The organism is Nocardia sp. NPDC019395 (assembly GCF_040632335.1).
GTDB lineage: Bacteria > Actinomycetota > Actinomycetes > Mycobacteriales > Mycobacteriaceae > Nocardia.
Genome location: NZ_JBEYBT010000031.1, coordinates 1 through 20,122, shown reverse-complemented (window position 1 = coordinate 20,122; position 20,122 = coordinate 1). Strand labels below are relative to the sequence as shown.

Genomic DNA, 20,122 nt, shown 5'->3' with positions numbered 1-20,122 from the left:
GCGCTTCCGCAGCTGCGCCGGGAAGGTGTGAACAGTACAGATGTCCACAGAAAAACCCGTCTCCGACCCTTTGGAGCCGGAAGGCACTGGTGTGCCAGCGGACGCCGCGGCTGAGCACACCACTTCCGAGAGCAAATCGACCGGCAGCGCCGAGACATCGGCGTCCGATGACACGTCGAAGGCCGAACCGTCGGGTGATACCGCCGGTACCGGGGCTGCGGAGCCGGATGCCACGGTGAAGGTCGACAAGGCAGCCGCGGCCGAATCATCGGACAGTAAAGCCGAATCGGCTGCCGATGACGGGACGGTCGCCCTGGATAAGGCATCGGCGGATGAGACTCCGACGGTCGCGACGGGCAAACCCGCTTCGGGCGAATCCGCCGGATCCGAAACCGAAGAAACCGTGAAACTGGACAAATCCGGTGCCGCCGCCGCCGACGAAAAGCCGGAAGCGGGAAACGAGGCCGGAAAATCTTCCGGTATCCGGTCGCATTTCCCCGTGCCGGTCATAGCCGGCGCGGCGGTGCTGCTGATAGCGGCACTGGTGGCAGTCGGGGTCTTCTTCTTCCTCGCCGGCGATCGTCAGGACGAACTCGACCGTCGCGCCGCGGCCACCAAGGCCGCTTGCGATTTCGGGAACAACTTCGCCACCTACACCGGCGACAAAGCCGACGACTACGTGCAGCGGCTCGATCAGACCGCTACCGGCGAGTGGAAGAAGCTGGTCGGGCAGATCGGTCCCGATCTGAAGGCCCGGTTCGCCGAGACCAAGGTGAACTCCACCGCCGCCGATGTTCAGTGCGGCTACGAGTCGGGTGCGGACGATAAGGCCCGGGTGGTGCTGGTCATCGACCAGCAGTTCACCACTGCCGGCGGTCCGCAGCAGCAGGCGCCGGGACGGGTCAAGGTAGCGGCCAACGTCGATATGGAGAAGATCGACGGAACCTGGATGGTCGCCAATTTCGATACGCCGATGATGCAGCAGTAGTGGCAGCCGCGAGACGAATCAGAAGTTAGGACTCGAAGCTATGGCGAAGAACGAGACCGCGGCAGCGCAGAACACCGACCGCAACTCCGGGATACTCCCGGTGGTGGTCGCTTTCATCACCGGTGTGGTGCTGGTGGCACTGGTCGCCGCGGGAGTTGTCTATTTCCGTGCCTACCAGCAGAACAACGGCGAACTGGCGGCGCAGGACGAATCCACCCGGGCGGCCTGTGATTTCGCCCGGGAAACCAATACCTACGACTACCAGGGTGACCTCGACGGTTTCCTGAAGGCCATGAAGGAAGGCGCCACCGCCGATGTGGTGTCCTCGCTGGAACAGAACTGGGATGTTCTGCGCCAGTTGCTCACCGAATCGAAGGTGAAATCCTGGGTCGACGAAGCGACCTGCGGTTTCCAGTCCGGTGACGAGAAGAGCGCCAAGGTTCTGGTCAATGTCGGCCTGATGAAGACGAATTCCGTGACCCCCGAGCCGAAACGGCAGGATATCGCCATCACCGCGGGTCTGGAGAAGGACGGCGACCGCTGGATCGTGAACCAGTGGGACCTGGCCATGCTGGGCGGCGCGGGCGGCGATCCGTCCCAGCAGGCACCGGCCGGTCCCGCGCCGGCGGCTCCCGGGGGGCAGCCCGCGGCTCCGGCTCCGGGTAACTGATCTGATCCCGGGCGCCTCCGGCGGTGGGTCGAGCCACCACCGCCGGAGGCTATTCGGGTGGTATCCGATATCGGCACTACGGCGACAACAGCGCGGGCGCTGCACCCCTGTCAGAACAGGTGAAGCGCCTGCGCTGTTGTCGCGTAGTCGGCGGCCGGGACGGCCGTCGGTTCCGCAGCCTTCCCTGCTGCCGCGGAGGTTTCGGGGGCCGGCCGTGTGCCGGAGGTCGCGCGATCGTCGCGGGGTGCGGTCGCCGCGGCCTTTCGGGCGGCGGCGCCGGCGAGGGCGTCGGCCTGTTCGTTGAAGTAGTTGCCCACATGACCGCGCACCCAGCGGAAGCGGACGGGCCCGGGGCGGGCCGCGATGGCATGGTCGATATCCCGGATGAGTTCGATATTCTTCACCGCCGCGCCGGTGGAGGTACGCCAGCCGTTGTTGCGCCAGTTGGGCAGCCATTCCGATGCGCATTTGATCGCGTAGAGCGAATCGCTCTCGATCAGCAGCGGATCGGAACCCGAATGCGCCCGGATGGCCTCGAGTACCGCGCGTAACTCCGCGATCTGATTGGTACCCGTTGCCGCGCCGCCGCTTTCGGCGCCGCCCGCGTGATCGACCCACGCCCAGCCGATGGCTCCGCCGGGGTTTCGCAGGCACGAGCCGTCGGTACTCACGATGATCATGGCAGTACCTTACGCAAGTCGGCCGACAAGGTCGGTACCGTGGAGTTCTTCGATCGCCGCGCGCAATCGCGATTCACTCCGGCGCAGTGCGGTGCGCAGTAGCGCGTTTCGCGGCCGATCCCGGAGCGGGGCCGCGAAACCGCGTGATCCGGTGTAGTCGAGTTCGGAGGTGAGCACCGATTGCCCGCGGCCGAGTGGATCGAAACGCAGTGTCAGCTGGGCGGTGAGCGGCCCACCGGTCAGGGTGTAGCCGAGGACCGCGTCCCGCCGGTGCTCGGTGACCTCACAGTCCAGGACGGGGCGCCATAATCCGAGACGGAACCGAATGCGGTACCGGGCACCCGGGCCGCTTTCGATCTCGCCGTGCGGCGTGACCTGTTCGGCATACGCCAGCCAGTGCGGGATCGACTGGGAATCGGCGGCATAAGCGAAGGCCACGGTGATCGGCGCCGTTACATCGCTTGCGTACTTGATGAAGCCCACGGGCCCTCCCTCCACGGCTGCCCGACAAAAGTACTATAACCTTCCGGTTTATTGCAGGCAGTCCGGGATTCGATAGCCGCCCGGCTCGGGATGTGACATATCGCCGAATCGCCCCGCGATCGTATCAGGGCAGATGGGAGTCGGTGCCGCGGCGATAAACGGGGTATATGCCGAGACGATCATCACACTTCACCCCGGACTCCGCGCGGTTCGTTCGGATCCGGCGCCGGGTTTCGTAGTCGGCCCCAGGGGTACATAACACCAGCCGGCGAGCGCCGTACTCGATGTCGTGCGCAGGCACCCCGGCCAACGATGTCCGGCTGTAGCGAGAACCTGGTCCGACGCTCGCCGGCCCGTCAGTGGAAGGCGCCCGCTTCCCGGCCTGAACCCGGCGGACCCGCGAATGCCTGCGCGATCGTCAGCCACTCCGCCGCCTCGGCACCGTTCGCACGCAGTGCCAGATCGTCCGGATGGCGGCGCTGGGTCACCAGCAGGCAGAAATCGATCGCCGGTCCCGTGATCCGCTGTGGCGAGTCTTCGGGTCCCCAGGACCACCGCGCGCCGGACGGTGCGGTGAGTTCCACCCGGAACTCGTGTGCCGGTGCCGGCAGCTCGCGGACGGCGTAGGCGAAATCCCGGGTGCGCACACCGATATGGGCTACCGCGCGCAGCCGGTCGGTCGGCTCGCGGCGTACACCGAGCGCATCGGCGATATCTTGGCCGTGCGCCCAGGTTTCCATGAGTCGTGCGGTGGCCATCGACCCCGGGCGCATCGGTGGCCCGAACCAGCTGACCTTGCCGTCGCCGGGGACCGCGCGCAGGGCGGCGGCCAGCGCGGTCCGTCCGCGCCGCCAGCGTTGCAGCAGCTCCGGTACCGGATCGGCGGCGGCCTTCGCGGCCGCGTCGTCGGCGAAGGTCGTTATTCGCGCGGCGGCCTCGGTCAGCAGTTCGGCGAAGCCGGATTCCCCGGTACGCGCATCGGTGGCGGACAGCGTCGCGACCTCATCGGTCCAGGCGAGGTGGCCGATCTGGTGGGCGATGGTCCAACCTTCGGCGGGGGTCGGCTGTGTCCATTGTTCGGGTGGCAGGGGTGCGACCAGAGTTTCGAGCTCGGCGCTCTCCGCGGCGAGGTCGTCCAGCAAAGTGTCGAGATCGGCCATCAGATCGTCGCTTCCGTACAGCACCGGAGGTGCGTGTTTCGATACGGCACCGGCGGGTGCGACTCCAGCATTCCAGCGTTCACGGGCAAATACAAGCACGCATGCTTGTATTTACTAGGCGGTACCCGGATGCGGTGGCGAAGGCGGAACTATCGCACTACCAGCCGAAGATCAGGAGATGGGTGGCACCGACGAACAGACCGAGCACCGCGCCGTGCAGATAGAGCAGCCAGGCGTCCTGCTCCACCGACGCGTAGAACATCTCCATGAACTCGCCGGGCGTCAACTGCTGAAGTTTGCGGGCCGCGAACTCGTCGATGTTCTCGGCCTGCTCCCGGATGAAATCGGCGTCCTCGACCAGGGCCGGGGCCAGCCCCACCGCCGCGCCGGCCGCTCCGACCTTCAGGTTGTCGAACTGCCGGCGGCCGAACGCGGCCCGCACCACCGAGGTGGTCCGGCCGAGTTGCCGGTGGATCTCGTCGGAGATGAGTTGTTCGAGCAGCAGCCGGGTCTTGTCGCCGTTGGGTCCGTTCAACAGTTCATCGGACAAGTTGGGCAGGGTGAGCACCTGATACGCGAGAATATGCGCCAGATCGGTGGCGGCCTGCGGCTGACGTTTGGCCAGCAGCGCCTGTTTCCACAAATACTTGTACCGGGGCTGCGGATCGCCGGGGGTGAACACCACCCGAATCGCGATGATATTCACCACCACGCCGATGAGTGCCGTTACGAGCAAAACGATCACCCAGGAGGGCACCCAGCCCCAGACCGGTATGTCCTGGTGAATGTTCAGATACAGCGCGAGCAGCAAACCGAACGGAGCACCGAGTAAACCGATCCGCACCATGAATTTCAGTTCCGGAGCCGCGATGGTGGTCGTCAGATCTTTCAGGATATGCGGGTTGTCCTGCAGATAGCGGATGACGAAACCCTTGATATCGATGAGCTGATCGACATTGTCGCCGAGCGAGGCGAAAGCCTTCCGGCACAGATCGGGCATCTCCCGTTCGACCCGCTGGTAGATGAGGTGGCGCATCTGCCGCGGCAGGGTCTGCCACAGCTCCGGATTCTCCCGGTTCATCACCTCGTCCACGAGGGGTTTCACCTGTTTACCGGCCAGGGCGGCGATATAGTCCGCGATACCCTCGAGGTCCAGTTCGTGAATGAAATCTCGTGGGCTGCCGATCCGCATCAATGCTTTGTCGACGCAGATACTGGCCATTTTCTCGGCCCGCGCCGGGATGAAACCCTGGAAACCGAGCCGGGAACCGTCCTCGGAGAAAGTGGGCAGTACCTGAACCCGCCGGGGCAGATAGGGGTAGAGCACGGCGAGCCCCGGAATCCGGACGCCGCGGAACAGCAGCGGCCAGAAGAGCATCACCACACCGGTCCAGTTGGTGAACCAGCCGGCCGCGGCGCTGAATATCGGAAAACTGATCAGGTCGACCACGAATTTGGTCTGCCCGGTGAGATCCTCCCAATCGATCAACACTCCGGACGAGAGTGTGATCATCGCGCGCTCCCCTGGGGCCGGATTGTGGATTGGAGATCATCACATTGTCACCGGCCTGTCCCGGGTGTCAATCAGAGCCGGGCCGTGCCGTGATCGTCGGCGCGGCGCCCGCGACCGGCGGGCTCATGCGATTCGGTGGCCGCGGCGCCGGTATCCGGGCCCGCCGCGGCGAAACCGGAATAAGGTGCGGATATGAGCAACCCCCAGGCCGCCGCCACGGCGCTGCCGACGTTCCTCGACGCCCTCACCACCGGACGGCTCGAGGTGGTCGACCTGACCACCGCCCTGAGCGCTTCCACCCCGGCGCTGCGCCTGCCCGAGCCGTTCGCCAACCTGATCGATTTCGGTCTCGAGGAGGTCAGCGCCTACAACGAGCCCGGACCGTTCTGGCGGCACAACAATATCCACACCGGGGAACATATCGGCACTCATCTCGACGCTCCGGTGCACTGGATCACCGGACGCGACGGCGACGATGTGTCACAGATCCCGGTGCGCCGGCTCATCGGGCGCGCCGCGGTACTCGACCTGACCGATAAGGTCGCCACCGACCCGGATTACCTGCTCACCATCGCCGATGTCGAGGCCTGGGAACAGATCCACGGGCCGCTGACTACGGGAATGTGGCTGCTGTTGCGGACCGGCTGGGAGTCGCGGGGTGATTCGCAGGCTGCCTTCCTCAATACCGACGACACCGGCTCGCATACGCCGGGCGTGGCCGTCGACTGTGCCCGCTGGCTGGCCACCGAACGGGATATCACCGGGCTGGGGGTTGAGACGGTCGGTGTAGATGCCGGTCTGGCCGGTGGCTTCGACCCGGTGTTCCCGGTGCACCACTACTTCCTGGGCAACGACAAATACGGGATCACCTCCCTGCGCAACCTCGGGCGGCTGCCGACGTCGGGTGCGATGCTGATCGTCAGCCCGCTGCCGATCGTCGGTGGCACCGGCAGCCCGGCGCGGGTCCTCGCCGTTATCGATCCGGACGGCGCGCTCGGATGACATCCGCGAACCGGCCGGATTCGATCGGGCAGAACACCGCGCGCGAACGGAATCACGGTCCGACGGTGGCCGATGTGCTGGGCCGGGGGCTGGCCGATCTCGGTGCCGGGCATGTTTTCGGTGTGGTCGGCAGCGGCAATTTCGTGATGACCGATGCCCTCCGCCGGGCCGGGGTGCCGTTCACCGCGACCCGGCACGAGGGCGGCGCCGCGACCATGGCAGATGCGTATTCGCGGATGTCGGGGCGGGTCGGTGTGGTCTCCGTGCACCAGGGTTGCGGTTTGACCAACGCGATGACCGGGATCGGCGAGGCCGCCAAGAGCCGCACCCCGATGATCGTGCTGACCGCGGACAGCCCGGCCGCGGCGCTGCGGTCGAACTTCCGGATCGATCAGGACGCCCTGGTCCGCAGTGTGGGCGCGGTGAGCGACCGGGTGTATTCGGCGCAGACGGTGGTCGCCGATATCACGCGGGCATACCGTTCGGCTGTCGTGCGGCGGCGCACCGTCGTGCTCAATGTGGCGATCGATATCGCGGCCGCACCCGCCGCCGTGGCCGGGCCGATCGAGGCCGCGGTGGCACCGGCACGGGTCCGGCCGGATGCGGTATCGGTGGCCCGATTCGCCGAGGTCTTGCGGGATGCGCGCAAGCCGGTCTTCGTGGCCGGGCGCGGCGGTCGCGCCGCCGGACCTGCCATCGCCGAACTGGCGCGGGCCCGCGGTGCGCTGGTCGCCACATCGGCCGTCGCGAACGGCCTGTTCACGGGCGATGAATTCGCCCTCGGTATTTCCGGCGGTTTCTCGTCGCCGGCAACGGCAGACCTCATCGCCGGCGCGGACCTGATCGTCGGGTGGGGCTGTGCGCTGAACGACTGGACCATGCGGCACGGTCGCTTGATCGGTCCGGAAACCGCGATCGTGCAGGTCGATGACGATATCGAGGCCATCGGCGCGCACCGCCCGGTCGACCTCGGGGTGCTCGGCGACTGTGGTCTGACGGCTCAGGATGTACTGGCCGCGATCCGGGCCTCCGGCGCGGTGGATGTAACCGGTTACCGCACCGCGGATATCGCCGCTCGTATCGCGAAATCGAGCCGCTGGCAGGATGTTCCGGTAGACGATATTTCCACGGGCGACCGAATCGATCCCCGGGTACTGACCATCGCGCTCGACGAGATCCTGCCGCCGGAACGGATCGTCTCGATCGATTCCGGGAATTTCATGGGCTATCCGGCCACCCATCTGTCGGTGCCCGACGAGTTCGGCTTCTGTTTCACTCAGGCGTTCCAGTCGATCGGACTCGGTCTGCACACCGCGATCGGCGCGGCCTTCGCCCAGCCCGGCCGGCTGCCGGTGCTCGGGGCCGGGGACGGCGGGTTCCTGATGGCTGTCGCCGAACTGGAGACGGCGGTCCGTGCGGAAATACCGCTGGTCGCGATCGTGTACAACGATTCCGCCTACGGTGCCGAGGTTCATCATTTCACCGGCGCCGACCATGCCACCGTGACCTTCCCAGAGACGGATATCGCCGCCATCGCCGCGGGTTTCGGCGCCACCGGAGTCACCGTCCGTTCGGTCCGCGATCTGGCCCCGGTACGCGAATGGCTCGATCACTATCGGCGGACCGGGACCGCCCGGCCGTTGGTGATCGACGCCAAGATCGCCGGTGACGGTGGGGCGTGGTGGTTGGCGGAGGCGTTCGCCGGGCACTGACCGCCTGCTGCAGGTGTCGTGCGTCACGGTGTGGTCTTCGCCCTGGGCGAACATCGGCACGGAGTGGAACAACAACGAGCCTGAAGAAGTTGAGTCGGGATAGCTCAACTATTGGAGGTTGTGTTCGTGACTACACCACTGAATCTTCCGGTGCTGTTCCTGACCGATCCCATCGTGCTGCCGGGCATGGTCGTCCCCATCGAACTGGACGAATCCGCGCAGGCCGCGATCGATGCCGCGCAGGCCGCGAAGACCGGAACCGTCCTGCTCGCCCCCCGCCTGACCGAAGGCTACGCCGCCTACGGCGTGATCGCCTCTGTCGACCAGATCGGCCGCATGCGCGGCGGCACCCCGGCCGCGGTATTGAAAGCGGAACGACGCGCGAAGATCGGGCACGGTGTCACCGGTCCCGGTGCCGCGCTGTGGGTCGAGGCCGAACCGGTCGAGGACCAGACCGCCGACGGCCGCACCCGCGAACTGGCCGACGAATACAAGAAGCTCGTCGTCTCCGTGCTGCAACGCCGCGAAGCATGGCAGATGATCGACGCCTTCAACCAGCTCACCGATCCCTCGGCCGTCGCCGATACGGCCGGATACGCCGCCTATCTCACCGCCGACCAGAAACGGGAACTGCTCGAAACCCCGGATACCGCCGCGCGATTGAACAGCCTGATCGAATGGACGAAGGCGCATATCGCCGAAGCCGAGGTCACCGAGAAGATCGGTGACGAGGTCCGCGAGAACATGGAGAAGAGCCAGCGGGAATTCCTGCTGCGCCAGCAGCTCAACGCCATCCGCAAGGAACTGGGCGAGGACGAACCCGACGGCGCCGACGATTACCGCACCCGGGTCGAACAGGCCGATCTGCCCGAAACCGTCCGGGAGACAGCGCTGCGCGAAGTGGGCCGACTGGAGCGGTCCAGCGATCAGAGTCCGGAATCCGGCTGGATCCGCACCTGGCTCGACACCGTGCTCGAACTTCCCTGGACGGTGAAAACCACCGATTCCACCGATATTTCGGCCGCCCGTGCCGTTCTCGACGCGGACCACCACGGTTTGGACGAGGTGAAAGAGCGGATGGTCGAGTATCTCGCGGTCCGGGACCGGCGTGCCCGCCGCGGATTGGAGATCGTCGGCGGCCGTGGGTCGGGTGCGGTCCTGGTGCTGGCCGGCCCGCCCGGAGTGGGTAAAACCTCGCTCGGCGAATCGGTCGCGCGGGCACTGGGCCGCAAATTCGTGCGCGTCGCGCTGGGCGGGGTCCGCGACGAAGCGGAGATCCGCGGACATCGGCGCACCTATGTCGGCGCGCTGCCCGGCCGGATCGTGCGCGCGATAAAAGAGGCCGGTTCGATGAACCCGGTGGTGCTACTCGACGAGATCGACAAACTCGGCGCGGATTTCCGCGGCGATCCGGCGTCCGCGCTGCTCGAGGTGCTCGATCCCGCCCAGAACCACACCTTCCGGGACCACTACCTGGATATGGATCTGGACCTGTCGGACGTGCTGTTCCTGGCGACCGCGAACGTTATGGAAACCATCCCCGGCCCGCTGCTGGACCGGATGGAAGTGATCACCGTCGACGGCTACACCGAGGACGACAAGGTAGCCATCGCACGCGATTTCCTGCTGCCCCGGCAGCTGGAGCGCAACGCGCTGACAGCCGACGAGGTGCAGATCACCGATGCGGCACTGCGGGAGATCGCGGCCGACTACACCCGCGAAGCCGGGGTCCGGCAGATGGAACGCCTCATCGCCAAGGCGCTGCGCAAGGCCGCGACCCGGCTGTCCGGCGCCGCCTCCGAATCCGTCCCGGAGCTGGGTCACGAGGCCGGAACGGACATCGGCACGTCGACGCAACCCGCCGGTCTCGGCGAGCGGGCCGCGAACCCGGACGGCGAAATATTGACCATCGATATCGCCGACCTGAAGGACTATCTCGGCCGGCCACGGTTCACCCCGGATTCGGCGGAACGGACCGCGGTGCCGGGAGTGGCGACGGGGCTGGCGGTCACCGGGCTCGGCGGTGACGTCCTCTACATCGAGGCGAACAACGCCGACGGCGAGCGATCGCTGACGCTGACCGGGCAGCTGGGTGAGGTCATGAAGGAATCGGCGCAGATCGCGCTGACCTACGTGCGGTCGCATCTGGGCGAGATCGGTATCGAATCCTCGGTCCTGGATCGCAGCCTGCACCTGCATGTTCCGGCCGGCGCCGTGCCCAAGGACGGTCCGTCCGCCGGCGTCACCATGGTCACGGCGCTGGTCTCGCTGGCGCTGGGGCGGCCGGTGCGTTCCGATGTCGGAATGACCGGCGAGGTCACGCTGAACGGCCGGGTGCTGCCGATCGGCGGGGTGAAACAGAAACTGCTCGCCGCCCAGCGTGCCGGGTTGAAGACCGTGTTCATCCCGGCCCGAAACGAGCCGGACCTCGACGACGTGCCCGGCGATGTGCTGGCCGAACTGGATGTGCGCCCGGTATCGGATGTCGCCGAAATCCTGGCGTACGCCATAGACCCGGTCCGGGAGCCGGCCTTGGACGGTGGTGCCCTGGCCGTATCCGCCTGACCGAACCCACCCACGGGCCGCGGTAGTTCTCCAGGACTGTCGCGGCCCTTTCATACGCGAGTTCCGCTCCGCGTACTCGTGCCCATCCGCACCGGCGAGCGAGCCGAACCCGTCCATCGATGCCGTCGCGGCACGATTCGGCGCGGTCGAGGGCGCTGGCCGGCTGATGGTTCCGTCTATGTCCGCGGTCGCTCGGCACGGGGCCTACCGAGGAGGTGGGTCACGGCCGGGTGACCGGCGGTGCGTGATTCTGACGGTTCGGTGACGCCCTACCTCGCCGCCTTCCCCGGCCGTGCCGGGAATGACACCATCCACAGCAGGTGGACACCATAAATTTCGAGGCAGGCGGGGTCGACGAGCCCGATAGAGGAACGAGGGCCTGATGCAGGAGACAACGGACTCGGCCGGCGCGGCGAGACGATCGCCGGAGCCGACGGGAGAGCGCGGCGCGGGAGCGGTGGCGGCGAGTTTGTGCGGCCTCGTGGCCGCCGGAATGGTTCTCGGAATCGCGGAACTGTTCGCCGGTCTCATCGATCCCGACGCTTCGCCGTTCGTGGCGCTCGGCGCGACGGTTATCGACCACACACCGGAGGCGTTGCGCGAGTTCGCCATCGAACAATTCGGTACCCGGGACAAGCCGGTGCTGTTCCTGTCGATGAGTCTGGTGATGGTGCTGTTCGCTGTCGCCGTGGGCCTGCTGGAACGGCGCCGGCCGTACGGTAGCGCGCTGCTGGTGGCCCTCGGATTGTTCGTATGCGTCATCGTGCTGCAGCGGCCGAACGCGACCCTGGTGTTCGCGATCCCCACCCTGCTCGGGACCGCGGCCGGTGTCGTCACCCTGCGGTTCCTCATGGCACGGGCGCCGCTTCGCGCGCCGGATCCGGTGGCGGTCGCGGATGAGTCCGCGAGTCCGTCCAGGCGCCGGTTCCTGATCCTGGCCGCGGGAGCAACCGCGGTCGCTGCCGGGACCGCGATCGCCGGGCGCTGGATCGGTGAGCAGATGCGTGCGGTCACCGCGGATCTGGAACGTTTCGTCGTCCCGCGGCCCCGGGTCGCCGCGGCGCCTCCGCCGGCGGGTACCGATCCGGCAGTGCCCGGTCTCACCGAATTCGTCACGCCCAACGACACGTTCTACCGAATCGACACCGCCCTGCGTATTCCGGCGGTAACGAGCGAGGACTGGCGGCTGCGCATCCACGGCATGGTGGATCGCGAGATCGAGCTGACCATGGCCGATCTGCTGCGGCGGCCCGCAGTGGAGAAGATCATCACGCTCACCTGCGTCTCCAACGAGGTCGGCGGGGATCTGATCGGCAACGCGAGCTGGATCGGATACCCGCTGGCGGACCTGCTCGCCGAGGCCGGGGTCCGTCCCGATTCGGATATGGTCCTGTCCACCAGTGCCGACGGATTCACCGCCGGTACCCCCGTCGCGGCGCTGACAGACGGCCGCGACGCGCTGCTGGCCGTGGGAATGAACGGTGCCCCGCTCCCGGTCGAACACGGGTATCCGGCGCGGCTGGTGGTGCCCGGGCTCTACGGATACGTCAGCGCCACCAAATGGGTGGTCGATCTCGAACTCACCAGATTCGATATGGCCAGGGCCTATTGGACCCAGCGCGGATGGTCGGCTCGCGGCCCGATCAAGACCGCGGCCCGGATCGACGTTCCCGCCGCGTACGGGACCGTCGCCGCGGGACCGGCCGTCGTGGCGGGGGTGGCGTGGGCGCAACACCGCGGTATCAGTGCCGTCGAGGTCCAGGTCGACGACGGGCCCTGGAAACCGGCCGAGCTGGCGCCGGAGTACTCACTGGACACCTGGCGCCAGTGGACCTGGCGCTGGGACGCGACGCCCGGCAACCATACGGTGCGGGTCCGGGCCACCGACGGGGCAGGCGTTGTGCAGACCGAACAGCAGGCCGATCCGGTGCCCGACGGCGCCACCGGATGGCATACGCGGTCCTTCCGGGTGGAATGACATCGACCGTCAGGCCGCGGCCGGCGCGGGTTCGGCGAATTGCGTCCGGTAGAGCTCGGCGTACCGTCCGTCCGCCGCGAGCAGTTCGGTATGCGATCCGCGTTCCACGATCCGGCCCGCCTCCACCACCAGGATCTGGTCGGCGGCGCGAACGGTGGAGAGCCGGTGCGCGATCACCAGGGCCGTACGCCCCTGCAGCGCCTCGTTCAGCGCGGCTTGTACCGCCGCTTCGGAGGTGGAGTCGAGGGAGGCGGTGGCTTCGTCGAGGATCACCACCCGCGGCTGTTTGAGCAGCAGGCGGGCGATGGTGAGGCGTTGACGTTCCCCGCCGGAGAGCCGGTAACCCCGTTCCCCGACCACCGTGTCCAACCCGTCGGGCAGTGCGGCGACCAGGTCGGCCAGGCGGGCGCGATCGAGTGCGTCCCACAGCTGCGCCTCGTCGGCGGCGGGTGCGGCGAGCAGCAGATTGGCGCGGATGGTGTCGTGGAACAGGTGGCCGTCCTGGGTGACCAGGCCGACCGTGTCGCGGATCGAGGCGGTGCTCAACTCGCGGACGTCGGCTTCGCCGAGCCGTACGGTGCCGGAATCGACGTCGTACAGTCGCGAAACCAATTGGGCGATGGTCGATTTACCCGCCCCCGAGGAGCCCACCAGCGCGATCAGCTGACCGGGCTCGGCCCGCAGGGAGACCCCGTGCAGCACCTCCTCGCCGCCCCGGGTGTCCAGAGTCGCGACCTCCTCGAGTGAGGCCAGCGAGACCTTGTCCGCGGATGGGTACCCGAACCGCACGTCGTCGAATTCGACCGAGACCGGGCCTTCCGGTGCCGGTCGCGCGTCCGGGGCGTCCTGGATCAACGGTTCGAGATCCAGGACCTCGAACACTCGCTCGAAGCTGACCAGCGCCGACATGATCTCCATCCGGGCGCTGGCCAGCGCGGTGAGCGGGGAGTAGAGCCTGGTCAGCAGCAGCGACAGGGCGACGACCGCGCCGGCGTCCAACTGCCCGCGCAATGCGTACCAGCCGCCCAGGCCGTACACGAGCGCGACCGCCAGCGCCGAGACCAGCGTCAACGCGGTGACGAACACGGTCTGCAGCATGGCGGTGCGGACCCCGATATCGCGTACACGCCGGGCGCGCAGGGCGAATTCGGCGGATTCCTGGTCCGGCCGGCCGAACAGTTTCACCAGGGTCGCGCCGGGGGCGGAGAAGCGCTCGGTCATCTGGGTGCTCATGGCCGCGTTCAATCCGGCCGCCTCACGCTGGATATCGGCCAGCCGGTTGCCCATCCGCCGGGCCGGGATCACGAACACCGGCAGCAGCAGTAACGCGAGCAGCGTGATCTGCCAGGAGATCTGGAGCATCACCACCAGCGTGAGCGCGACCGTGACGAGGTTGGCGACCACGCCGGACAGGGTGTCGCTGAAGGCGCGCTGTGCCCCGATCACATCGTTGTTCAGGCGGCTGACGAGGGCGCCGGTCCGGGTCCGGGTGAAGAACGCGATCGGCATCCGCTGTACGTGATCGAAGACGGCGGTGCGCAGGTCGAGGATCAGGCCCTCCCCGATACGCGCCGACAGCCAGCGGATGGCCAGGCCGAGCCCGGCATCGAGGACGGCGAGGACTGCGATGGCCAGTGCCAGCAGGATCACTGTCCGCGGCACGGCGCCGCCGACGATACCGTCGACAACGCGACCCGCGAGCAGCGGTGTCGCGACCGCCAGGACCGCGGCGACCACGCTGAACACGAGAAACCCGCCCATCCGGCGGCGATGCGGCCGCGCGAACCGCAGGATGCGCCGGGCGGTGGCGAGGCTGAACGCCCGCTGTTCCTCGGGCGCGTGCATACGCCGGTACATCTGGTCCCAGGCAACCGATTCCATGCTCATCTGACATGTCCTTCCGCTCCGGAGTCCTATTCGACCCCAGTGCACCGACACTAAAAGCTAAACCTTCCTTGAGGTCAAGGATCGCCGGCGGCCGGATCCGCCACGGGCGCGAGTTCCAGACGCACCCCGAGCAACCGGATCGGCCGGTCCAGCGGGAAACGATCGAGAATGCCCAACGCGGTATCGGTGACGATGGCGATATCGGTGGTGGGTTCCGCCAGCTTCGACTGTTTGCTGCGCGTATAGAACGTGCTGGTGCGCACCGTAACCGCCACCCGGACCGCGACCCGCCCGGCCGCCGCGATCTCCTCGGTGACCTCCGCGGCCAAGCGCGCGACCTGGGCGCGGATCTCGTCGCGCTCGGTGAGGTCGCGTGGGAAGGTCTCCGATTTACTGCGCCCCACCGGGGGCGGCGGTTTCGTCACCACCTGGGTATCGCCCGCCCCCCGTCCCATAACCCACAGGTAGGGCCCATTGGTGGGTCCGAACTCCGCCGCCAGCACCGCCCGGTCGGCGGCCATCAGATCCCCGATCGTATGGATATCCAGCTCGGCCAGCCGGGCCGCGATCCGGTTGCCGATCCCCCACAGCGCATTCGTCGGCCGATGAGCCATGACCCGCGACCAATTCTCGGCAGTCAGCCGGAACATCCCGGCGCTCGCACCCGGGTGTTCGGCAGGGGTGTCCGGGGATTTCCCGACCGATTTGGCGAACCCTGTCGCCAGTTTGGCGGTGAGCTTGTTGTCGCCGATACCGACCGCGCAGCCGAGGTCCAGTTCGGCGACGGCGGCGCGGATCGCGCCCGCGAGCTGTTCTGGATCGTCGGTCTCGGCCGCCACGAAGGCCTCGTCCCAGCCCCAGACCTCCACCTGATCGGTGAAACTGCGCAACAGCGTCATGACCTGCTCGGACGCCTCGTCGTAGCTGGGAACGTCGAGGGGCAGGAACACGGCCTCGGGACATTTACGGGCCGCTGTCCGCAGCGCCATCCCCGCCCGGATCCCGTAGCCGCGCGCCGGATACGACGCGCAGGTCACCACCTTGCGGGGTTCCTCGGGATCCCCGTTCCCGCCCACGATCACCGGCCGCCCCCGCAGTTCGGGGTGCCGCCGGAATTCCACCGCGGCCTGGAACTGGTCGAGGTCGACGTGTAACAGCCATCTGGCCACGTCTGCAGTCATACTCCACCCGGGTGACAAGAAGGTGGATATCACGGGGAGTCGCCCGCGATATCCACCAGGTCCCCGTACCCACCTCACCGAAAGCGGCCGCCCCGAACCCCCGCGGCGCCGCGGGCCCGCCAAAAATTACGCCTACGCTGGTCCATGTGACCGACCAGGACAGGCGACGGGATGCCCTCGCCCGCAGGTTGAGCGCTCGGATCGGTGCGGAATTCGTGGACGCCTCCCACCGCCGTCGCGTCGAATACTCGTCCGATGCGTCGAACTACCGCGTGTTGCCCGAGGTCGTGGTGTTCCCCCGCGAGGACGCCGATATCGCGGCGGTACTCGAGGTCGCCCGCTCCGAGGGCGTCCCCGTGACCCCGCGTGGCGGCGGTACCTCGGTGGCGGGCAATGCCGTCGGCCCCGGCATCGTCCTCGATTTCAGCCGTCATATGGCCCGTATCGCGGAGATCGATCCGCAACGCCGGACGGCCCGGGTGCAGCCCGGTGTCGTGCTTTCGGACCTGCAGCGCCGGGCGCGCGAGCACGGGTTGCGTTTCGGTCCCGACCCCTCCACGCAGAACCGCTGCACGCTCGGCGGGATGATCGGCAACAACGCCTGTGGACCGCACGCCATCGCCTGGGGCCGTACCTCCGACCGGGTCTGTGAGCTGCGGATCCTCGACGGCACCGGCGCACCGCGCACGCTCACCGACAATCTGGCCGCGGTTCCCGGGTTGGCCGGATTCACCCGGGACTCCCTCGCCGTGCTGCGCACCGATCTCGGCCGGTTCGACCGGCAGGCCTCCGGCTACGGGCTGGAATACCTGCTACCGGAACGCGGTGGTTCGGTTGCCGGTTCCTTCGTCGGCAGCGAGGGCACCTGCGGTGTACTGCTCGAAGCCGAGGTCGAACTGGTGGAGATCCCGGCCGCCACCCTGCTGGTCGTGCTCGGCTATCGGGATCTGGCGACCGCGGCCGACGATATCGCCGCCGTGGTATCGGTAGCGCCCGTCGCGGTGGAAGGTATCGACGCCCGGCTGGTCGATATGGTCCGCGCGCACGGTAGGCAGGTGCCGGATCTGCCGCGGGGAGACGGCTGGTTGTTCGTCGAGCTGGCGGGTGCGAGCCCTGCCGCGGCGCAGGACGCGGCCGAACAGTTGTGCCGTACCGCAGGGGCTCTCGATACCCGGACCATCGCCGATCCACGTGCCGCCGCGGCGCTGTGGCGGATCCGCGCCGACGGCGCCGGGCTGGCGGGGCGCACCCGCGACGGACAGCCTGCCTGGCCCGGGTGGGAGGATGCCGCGGTCCCGCCGGCGCGCCTGGGCCCCTACCTGCGCGATTTCGACGATCTGATGTGTGAGTACAAACTCGACGGGCTGCTCTACGGGCATATCGGCGACGGGTGCATGCACGTGCGACTGGATCTGCCCATCGCCGACGCGCCCGATCGCTTCCGCTGGTTCCTGACCGATGCGGCACATCTGGTGGTTCGGTACGGGGGTTCGCTCAGCGGCGAACACGGTGACGGCAGGGCCCGCTCGGAACTGCTCGAGATCATGTACTCGCCCGAGGTACGCGCGGTTTTCGCCGGTTACAAGGCGCTGTTCGATCCGGCCGGTCTGCTCAATCCGGGGGTACTGGTCGAGCCCCGCCCGCTCGATGCCGATCTCCGGCTCCGCGGCCTGGGTCCGGCGACGCCGGCCGGCGGTTTCGCCCTCGACCGTGACGCCGGCGACCTGTCCACCGCGGTACATCGCTGTGTGGGTGTGGGTAAATGCCGGGCGGACACCCGGGCGACCGGCGGATTCATGTGCCCTTCCTACCTCGCCACAGCCGACGAGAAGGACACCACCCGCGGCCGGGCCAGGGTGTTGCAGGAGGTCGTCCGGGGCGAGCTCGACTGGTCCGCGCCCGCCGTGGCCGAATCCCTGGATCTGTGCCTGTCCTGCCGGGCCTGTAGTACCGACTGTCCGGCCGGGGTCGATATGGCGACCTACAAGTCCGAGACGCTGTATCGCCGGTACCGGGGGCGCCCGCGGCCGCGGGACCACTACGCGCTGGGCATGCTCCCGCGGTGGCTGGCGGGGGCGACGCGGATACCGCGCCTGGTGAACGCGGCGGCCCGGGTAGGAGCACTGCGGCGGCTGGGTATGCGGGCGGCGGGTGCCGATCCGCGGCGGCGGGCGCCGGAACTGGCCGCCCGCCCGTTCCGCCGGATATGGCGTGGTGAATCGAGGAAACAGCAGGTCGCCGAGCCGGCGAAGGCGACCGTGATGCTCTGGGTGGATACCTTCACCAATGCCTTCGACCCCGAGATAGCGCAGGCCGCCGTGACCCTGCTGAATTCGCTCGGATACCGGGTGGTGCTTCCGGACCGGCAGCTGTGCTGTGGGCTCACCTGGATCAGTACCGGGCAACTGGACGGAGCTCGCGCCCGGCTGCGCAAAACCCTCGACCACCTCGATTCCCATATTCGTGCCGGTGGACTCGTTATCGGCCTGGAACCCTCGTGCACCGCCGCATTGCGGGCCGACCTCCCGGAGCTGCTCCCCGACGATCCCCGGGCCCGTCCCGTCGCGGCCGCGGTCCGCACACTCGCCGAGTTCCTGCTGGCGCAACCGGATTGGCACCCGCCGAGCTATCCGGGCCGTTCGATTGTGGTGCAACCGCACTGCCATCAATATTCGGTGGTGGGTTTCGAAGCGGATCGCCGGATATTTGCCCAGATGGGTGTGAATGTGACGGAAATCGCGGGCTGCTGCGGGTTGGCCGGGAATTTCGGAATGCAGCAGGGGCACTACGAGATATCACTCGCTGTGGCCGGTAACGGTTTACTTCCGGCGCTGGCGAACGCGCCTGCCGATGCCGTCTTCCTGGCGGACGGCTTCTCGTGCCGGACGCAGGCCGCTCAACTGAACGCGGGGCGAGGCCGGCATTTGGCTCAAATACTGTTGGGGCAATGGTGATTTCGTCCCATAAGCGGTGGCTTGAACGGTAGCGGGTGACCTCGTACCGGACTCGGCCACCCGCCACCGGCACTTCAGCTACCGGACGGCAAGGTGCCCGGCTGAATCTCGTAACCGGAACTTCCGGCGAAAACGCTGCCCCAGAGATCGAGCATCCAATTGAGCGCCTCGGTGATCATGAAAACCTCCAGTCATGGCAGCAGCCACATATTTGCTCAACTCGGTGGATATCGTGCCGCAAATCGGTGTTGTTACCCGTTAAGGGGCACAATGGCGTGGTGCCTCCTCGCTCAGCGGGACTTCCGGCAGGGTCCGGGATCACCCGGGAACTGACCACCAGCGCCCCCGTCCACCTGGCGCACACCCTCGCGCCGTTGCGCCGCGGACCGGGGGATCCTTGCCATCAGATCGACCGTGACGGTGCGCACTGGCGAGTGTCGCGGATGCCCACCGGGCCTGTCACCTACCGGCTGAGCCAGACGGCGCCCACCACCATAAGCGGGCAAGCCTGGGGTGAGGGTGCCGCGGAATTCCTCGAACAGCTCGACCGAATGCTCTGCGTGGACGAGGACACCGACGATTTCGTCGCTATCCACCCCACGGTCGCCGCCGCACACCAGCGGTACCCGGGTTTGCGGATGCTGCGCACCGGGCTGGTGCTGGAAGCACTCATACCCGCGATCCTGGAACAGAAGGTCACCATTGTGTCGGCCCATTCCGCGTGGCGGACTCTGGTACACCGTTTCGGCGGGCGCCCGCCGGGGCCGGCACCGGACGGAATGCGGGTCCCGCCGGACGCCGAGACCTGGCGCCGGATCCCGTCATGGACCTACCACCGGGCCAATGTCGGCCCTCAGCGCTGGCAGACCATTGTCCGGGTCGCGCGGGTGGCCGATTCGCTGGAGCGCACGGCCGGGTTACCACCGGCGGAGGCAGCTCGTCGGCTGCGCACCATCCACGGTATAGGGGAGTGGACAGCCGCGGAGACAGCGCAACGCGCGTTCGGTGACGCCGATGCCCTGTCCGTCGGCGATTTCCACCTGGCATCGGTGGTGGGCTGGACGCTGCTCGGCCGGGAGATCGATGACGCCGAGATGGTCGAATACCTCGAGCCGGTACGCCCGCATCGCTACCGGACGATCCGGCTGCTGGAGATCAGCGGGCAGGCCCGTAAACCGCGGTTCGGGCCGCGCGCTCCGATCACCGACCACAGCCGGAGGTAAGCGGGGCAGTTCGTGAAGGTGGGAAGCAGGACCGTTCGTGAAGGTTCTGTGTTTTTTGGCGCCGCCTGCGGCGTCGCGGGTTCGGGGCCCCCTTGGTCTCGTTCTTCACTCCCGGCGCTCAGTCGC

At 67.6% G+C, this 20,122-nt stretch carries 14 protein-coding genes; 8 read left to right on the top strand and 6 right to left on the bottom strand.

Annotated features, from left to right (window positions below; genetic code table 11):
- Nucleotides 1-91 precede the first annotated feature (91 nt).
- A complete protein-coding gene (locus ABZ827_RS30570; RefSeq protein ID WP_357244306.1) occupies nucleotides 92-988 on the top strand; it encodes a hypothetical protein in 897 nt (298 codons plus the stop codon).
- Nucleotides 989-1,028: 40 nt separating this feature from the next.
- Nucleotides 1,029-1,658, top strand: coding sequence for a hypothetical protein (locus tag ABZ827_RS30565; RefSeq protein WP_357244303.1), 630 nt, complete (start codon nucleotides 1,029-1,031; stop codon nucleotides 1,656-1,658).
- A gap of 110 nt (nucleotides 1,659-1,768) precedes the next feature.
- Here ABZ827_RS30565 and ABZ827_RS30560 read toward each other — a convergent pair whose 3' ends face one another.
- The 4 genes from ABZ827_RS30560 to ABZ827_RS30545 form a co-directional block, all read right to left on the bottom strand.
- On the bottom strand, nucleotides 1,769-2,338 hold the full coding sequence (locus tag ABZ827_RS30560) for a ribonuclease H (RefSeq protein WP_357244300.1): 570 nt from the start codon (nucleotides 2,336-2,338) through the stop codon (nucleotides 1,769-1,771).
- A gap of 9 nt (nucleotides 2,339-2,347) precedes the next feature.
- The gene (locus tag ABZ827_RS30555; protein ID WP_357244297.1) at nucleotides 2,348-2,821 is read right to left on the bottom strand and encodes an SRPBCC family protein; all 474 of its coding nucleotides are present in this window, start codon (nucleotides 2,819-2,821) and stop codon (nucleotides 2,348-2,350) included.
- A 356-nt stretch (nucleotides 2,822-3,177) separates the two neighbouring features.
- The gene (locus ABZ827_RS30550) at nucleotides 3,178-3,981 is read right to left on the bottom strand and encodes a TIGR03084 family metal-binding protein (RefSeq protein WP_357244342.1); all 804 of its coding nucleotides are present in this window, start codon (nucleotides 3,979-3,981) and stop codon (nucleotides 3,178-3,180) included.
- Nucleotides 3,982-4,138: 157 nt separating this feature from the next.
- Nucleotides 4,139-5,494: a hypothetical protein gene (locus ABZ827_RS30545; RefSeq protein ID WP_357244294.1), complete on the bottom strand. Its 1,356-nt coding sequence runs from the start codon at nucleotides 5,492-5,494 to the stop codon at nucleotides 4,139-4,141.
- Between the two features lie 192 nt (nucleotides 5,495-5,686).
- Between ABZ827_RS30545 and ABZ827_RS30540 the strand changes: the two genes are divergently transcribed.
- From ABZ827_RS30540 to ABZ827_RS30525, 4 genes are all read left to right on the top strand, one after another.
- Complete coding sequence (locus ABZ827_RS30540) at nucleotides 5,687-6,496, top strand: cyclase family protein (protein ID WP_357244290.1); 810 nt, start codon at nucleotides 5,687-5,689, stop codon at nucleotides 6,494-6,496.
- Nucleotides 6,493-8,208 (top strand): thiamine pyrophosphate-binding protein, encoded by a 1,716-nt coding sequence (locus ABZ827_RS30535; RefSeq protein ID WP_357244286.1) that lies wholly within the window; start codon nucleotides 6,493-6,495, stop codon nucleotides 8,206-8,208. The genes ABZ827_RS30540 and ABZ827_RS30535 overlap by 4 nt, the downstream gene beginning before the upstream one ends.
- A gap of 126 nt (nucleotides 8,209-8,334) precedes the next feature.
- Nucleotides 8,335-10,773: an endopeptidase La gene (lon, locus tag ABZ827_RS30530; RefSeq protein WP_357244283.1), complete on the top strand. Its 2,439-nt coding sequence runs from the start codon at nucleotides 8,335-8,337 to the stop codon at nucleotides 10,771-10,773.
- 493 nt (nucleotides 10,774-11,266) lie between these two features.
- Nucleotides 11,267-12,751, top strand: a complete 1,485-nt coding sequence (locus ABZ827_RS30525) for a molybdopterin-dependent oxidoreductase (protein ID WP_357244340.1) — start codon at nucleotides 11,267-11,269, stop codon at nucleotides 12,749-12,751.
- 9 nt (nucleotides 12,752-12,760) lie between these two features.
- Here ABZ827_RS30525 and ABZ827_RS30520 read toward each other — a convergent pair whose 3' ends face one another.
- Together ABZ827_RS30520 and ABZ827_RS30515 are read right to left on the bottom strand one after the other, a co-directional pair.
- Complete coding sequence (locus tag ABZ827_RS30520; protein ID WP_357244280.1) at nucleotides 12,761-14,638, bottom strand: ABC transporter ATP-binding protein; 1,878 nt, start codon at nucleotides 14,636-14,638, stop codon at nucleotides 12,761-12,763.
- A gap of 74 nt (nucleotides 14,639-14,712) precedes the next feature.
- Entirely contained in the window at nucleotides 14,713-15,819 is a 1,107-nt protein-coding gene (locus ABZ827_RS30515; RefSeq protein WP_357244277.1) for a DNA polymerase IV, read from the bottom strand.
- A 146-nt stretch (nucleotides 15,820-15,965) separates the two neighbouring features.
- Between ABZ827_RS30515 and ABZ827_RS30510 the strand changes: the two genes are divergently transcribed.
- Both ABZ827_RS30510 and ABZ827_RS30505 read left to right on the top strand, forming a co-directional pair.
- Nucleotides 15,966-18,773 carry an FAD-binding and (Fe-S)-binding domain-containing protein gene (locus ABZ827_RS30510; protein WP_357244274.1) on the top strand — a complete coding sequence of 936 codons (2,808 nt, stop codon included), beginning with the start codon at nucleotides 15,966-15,968 and terminating at the stop codon, nucleotides 18,771-18,773.
- 278 nt (nucleotides 18,774-19,051) lie between these two features.
- The gene (locus tag ABZ827_RS30505) at nucleotides 19,052-19,996 is read left to right on the top strand and encodes a DNA-3-methyladenine glycosylase 2 family protein (RefSeq protein ID WP_357244271.1); all 945 of its coding nucleotides are present in this window, start codon (nucleotides 19,052-19,054) and stop codon (nucleotides 19,994-19,996) included.
- Nucleotides 19,997-20,122: the final 126 nt, after the last annotated feature.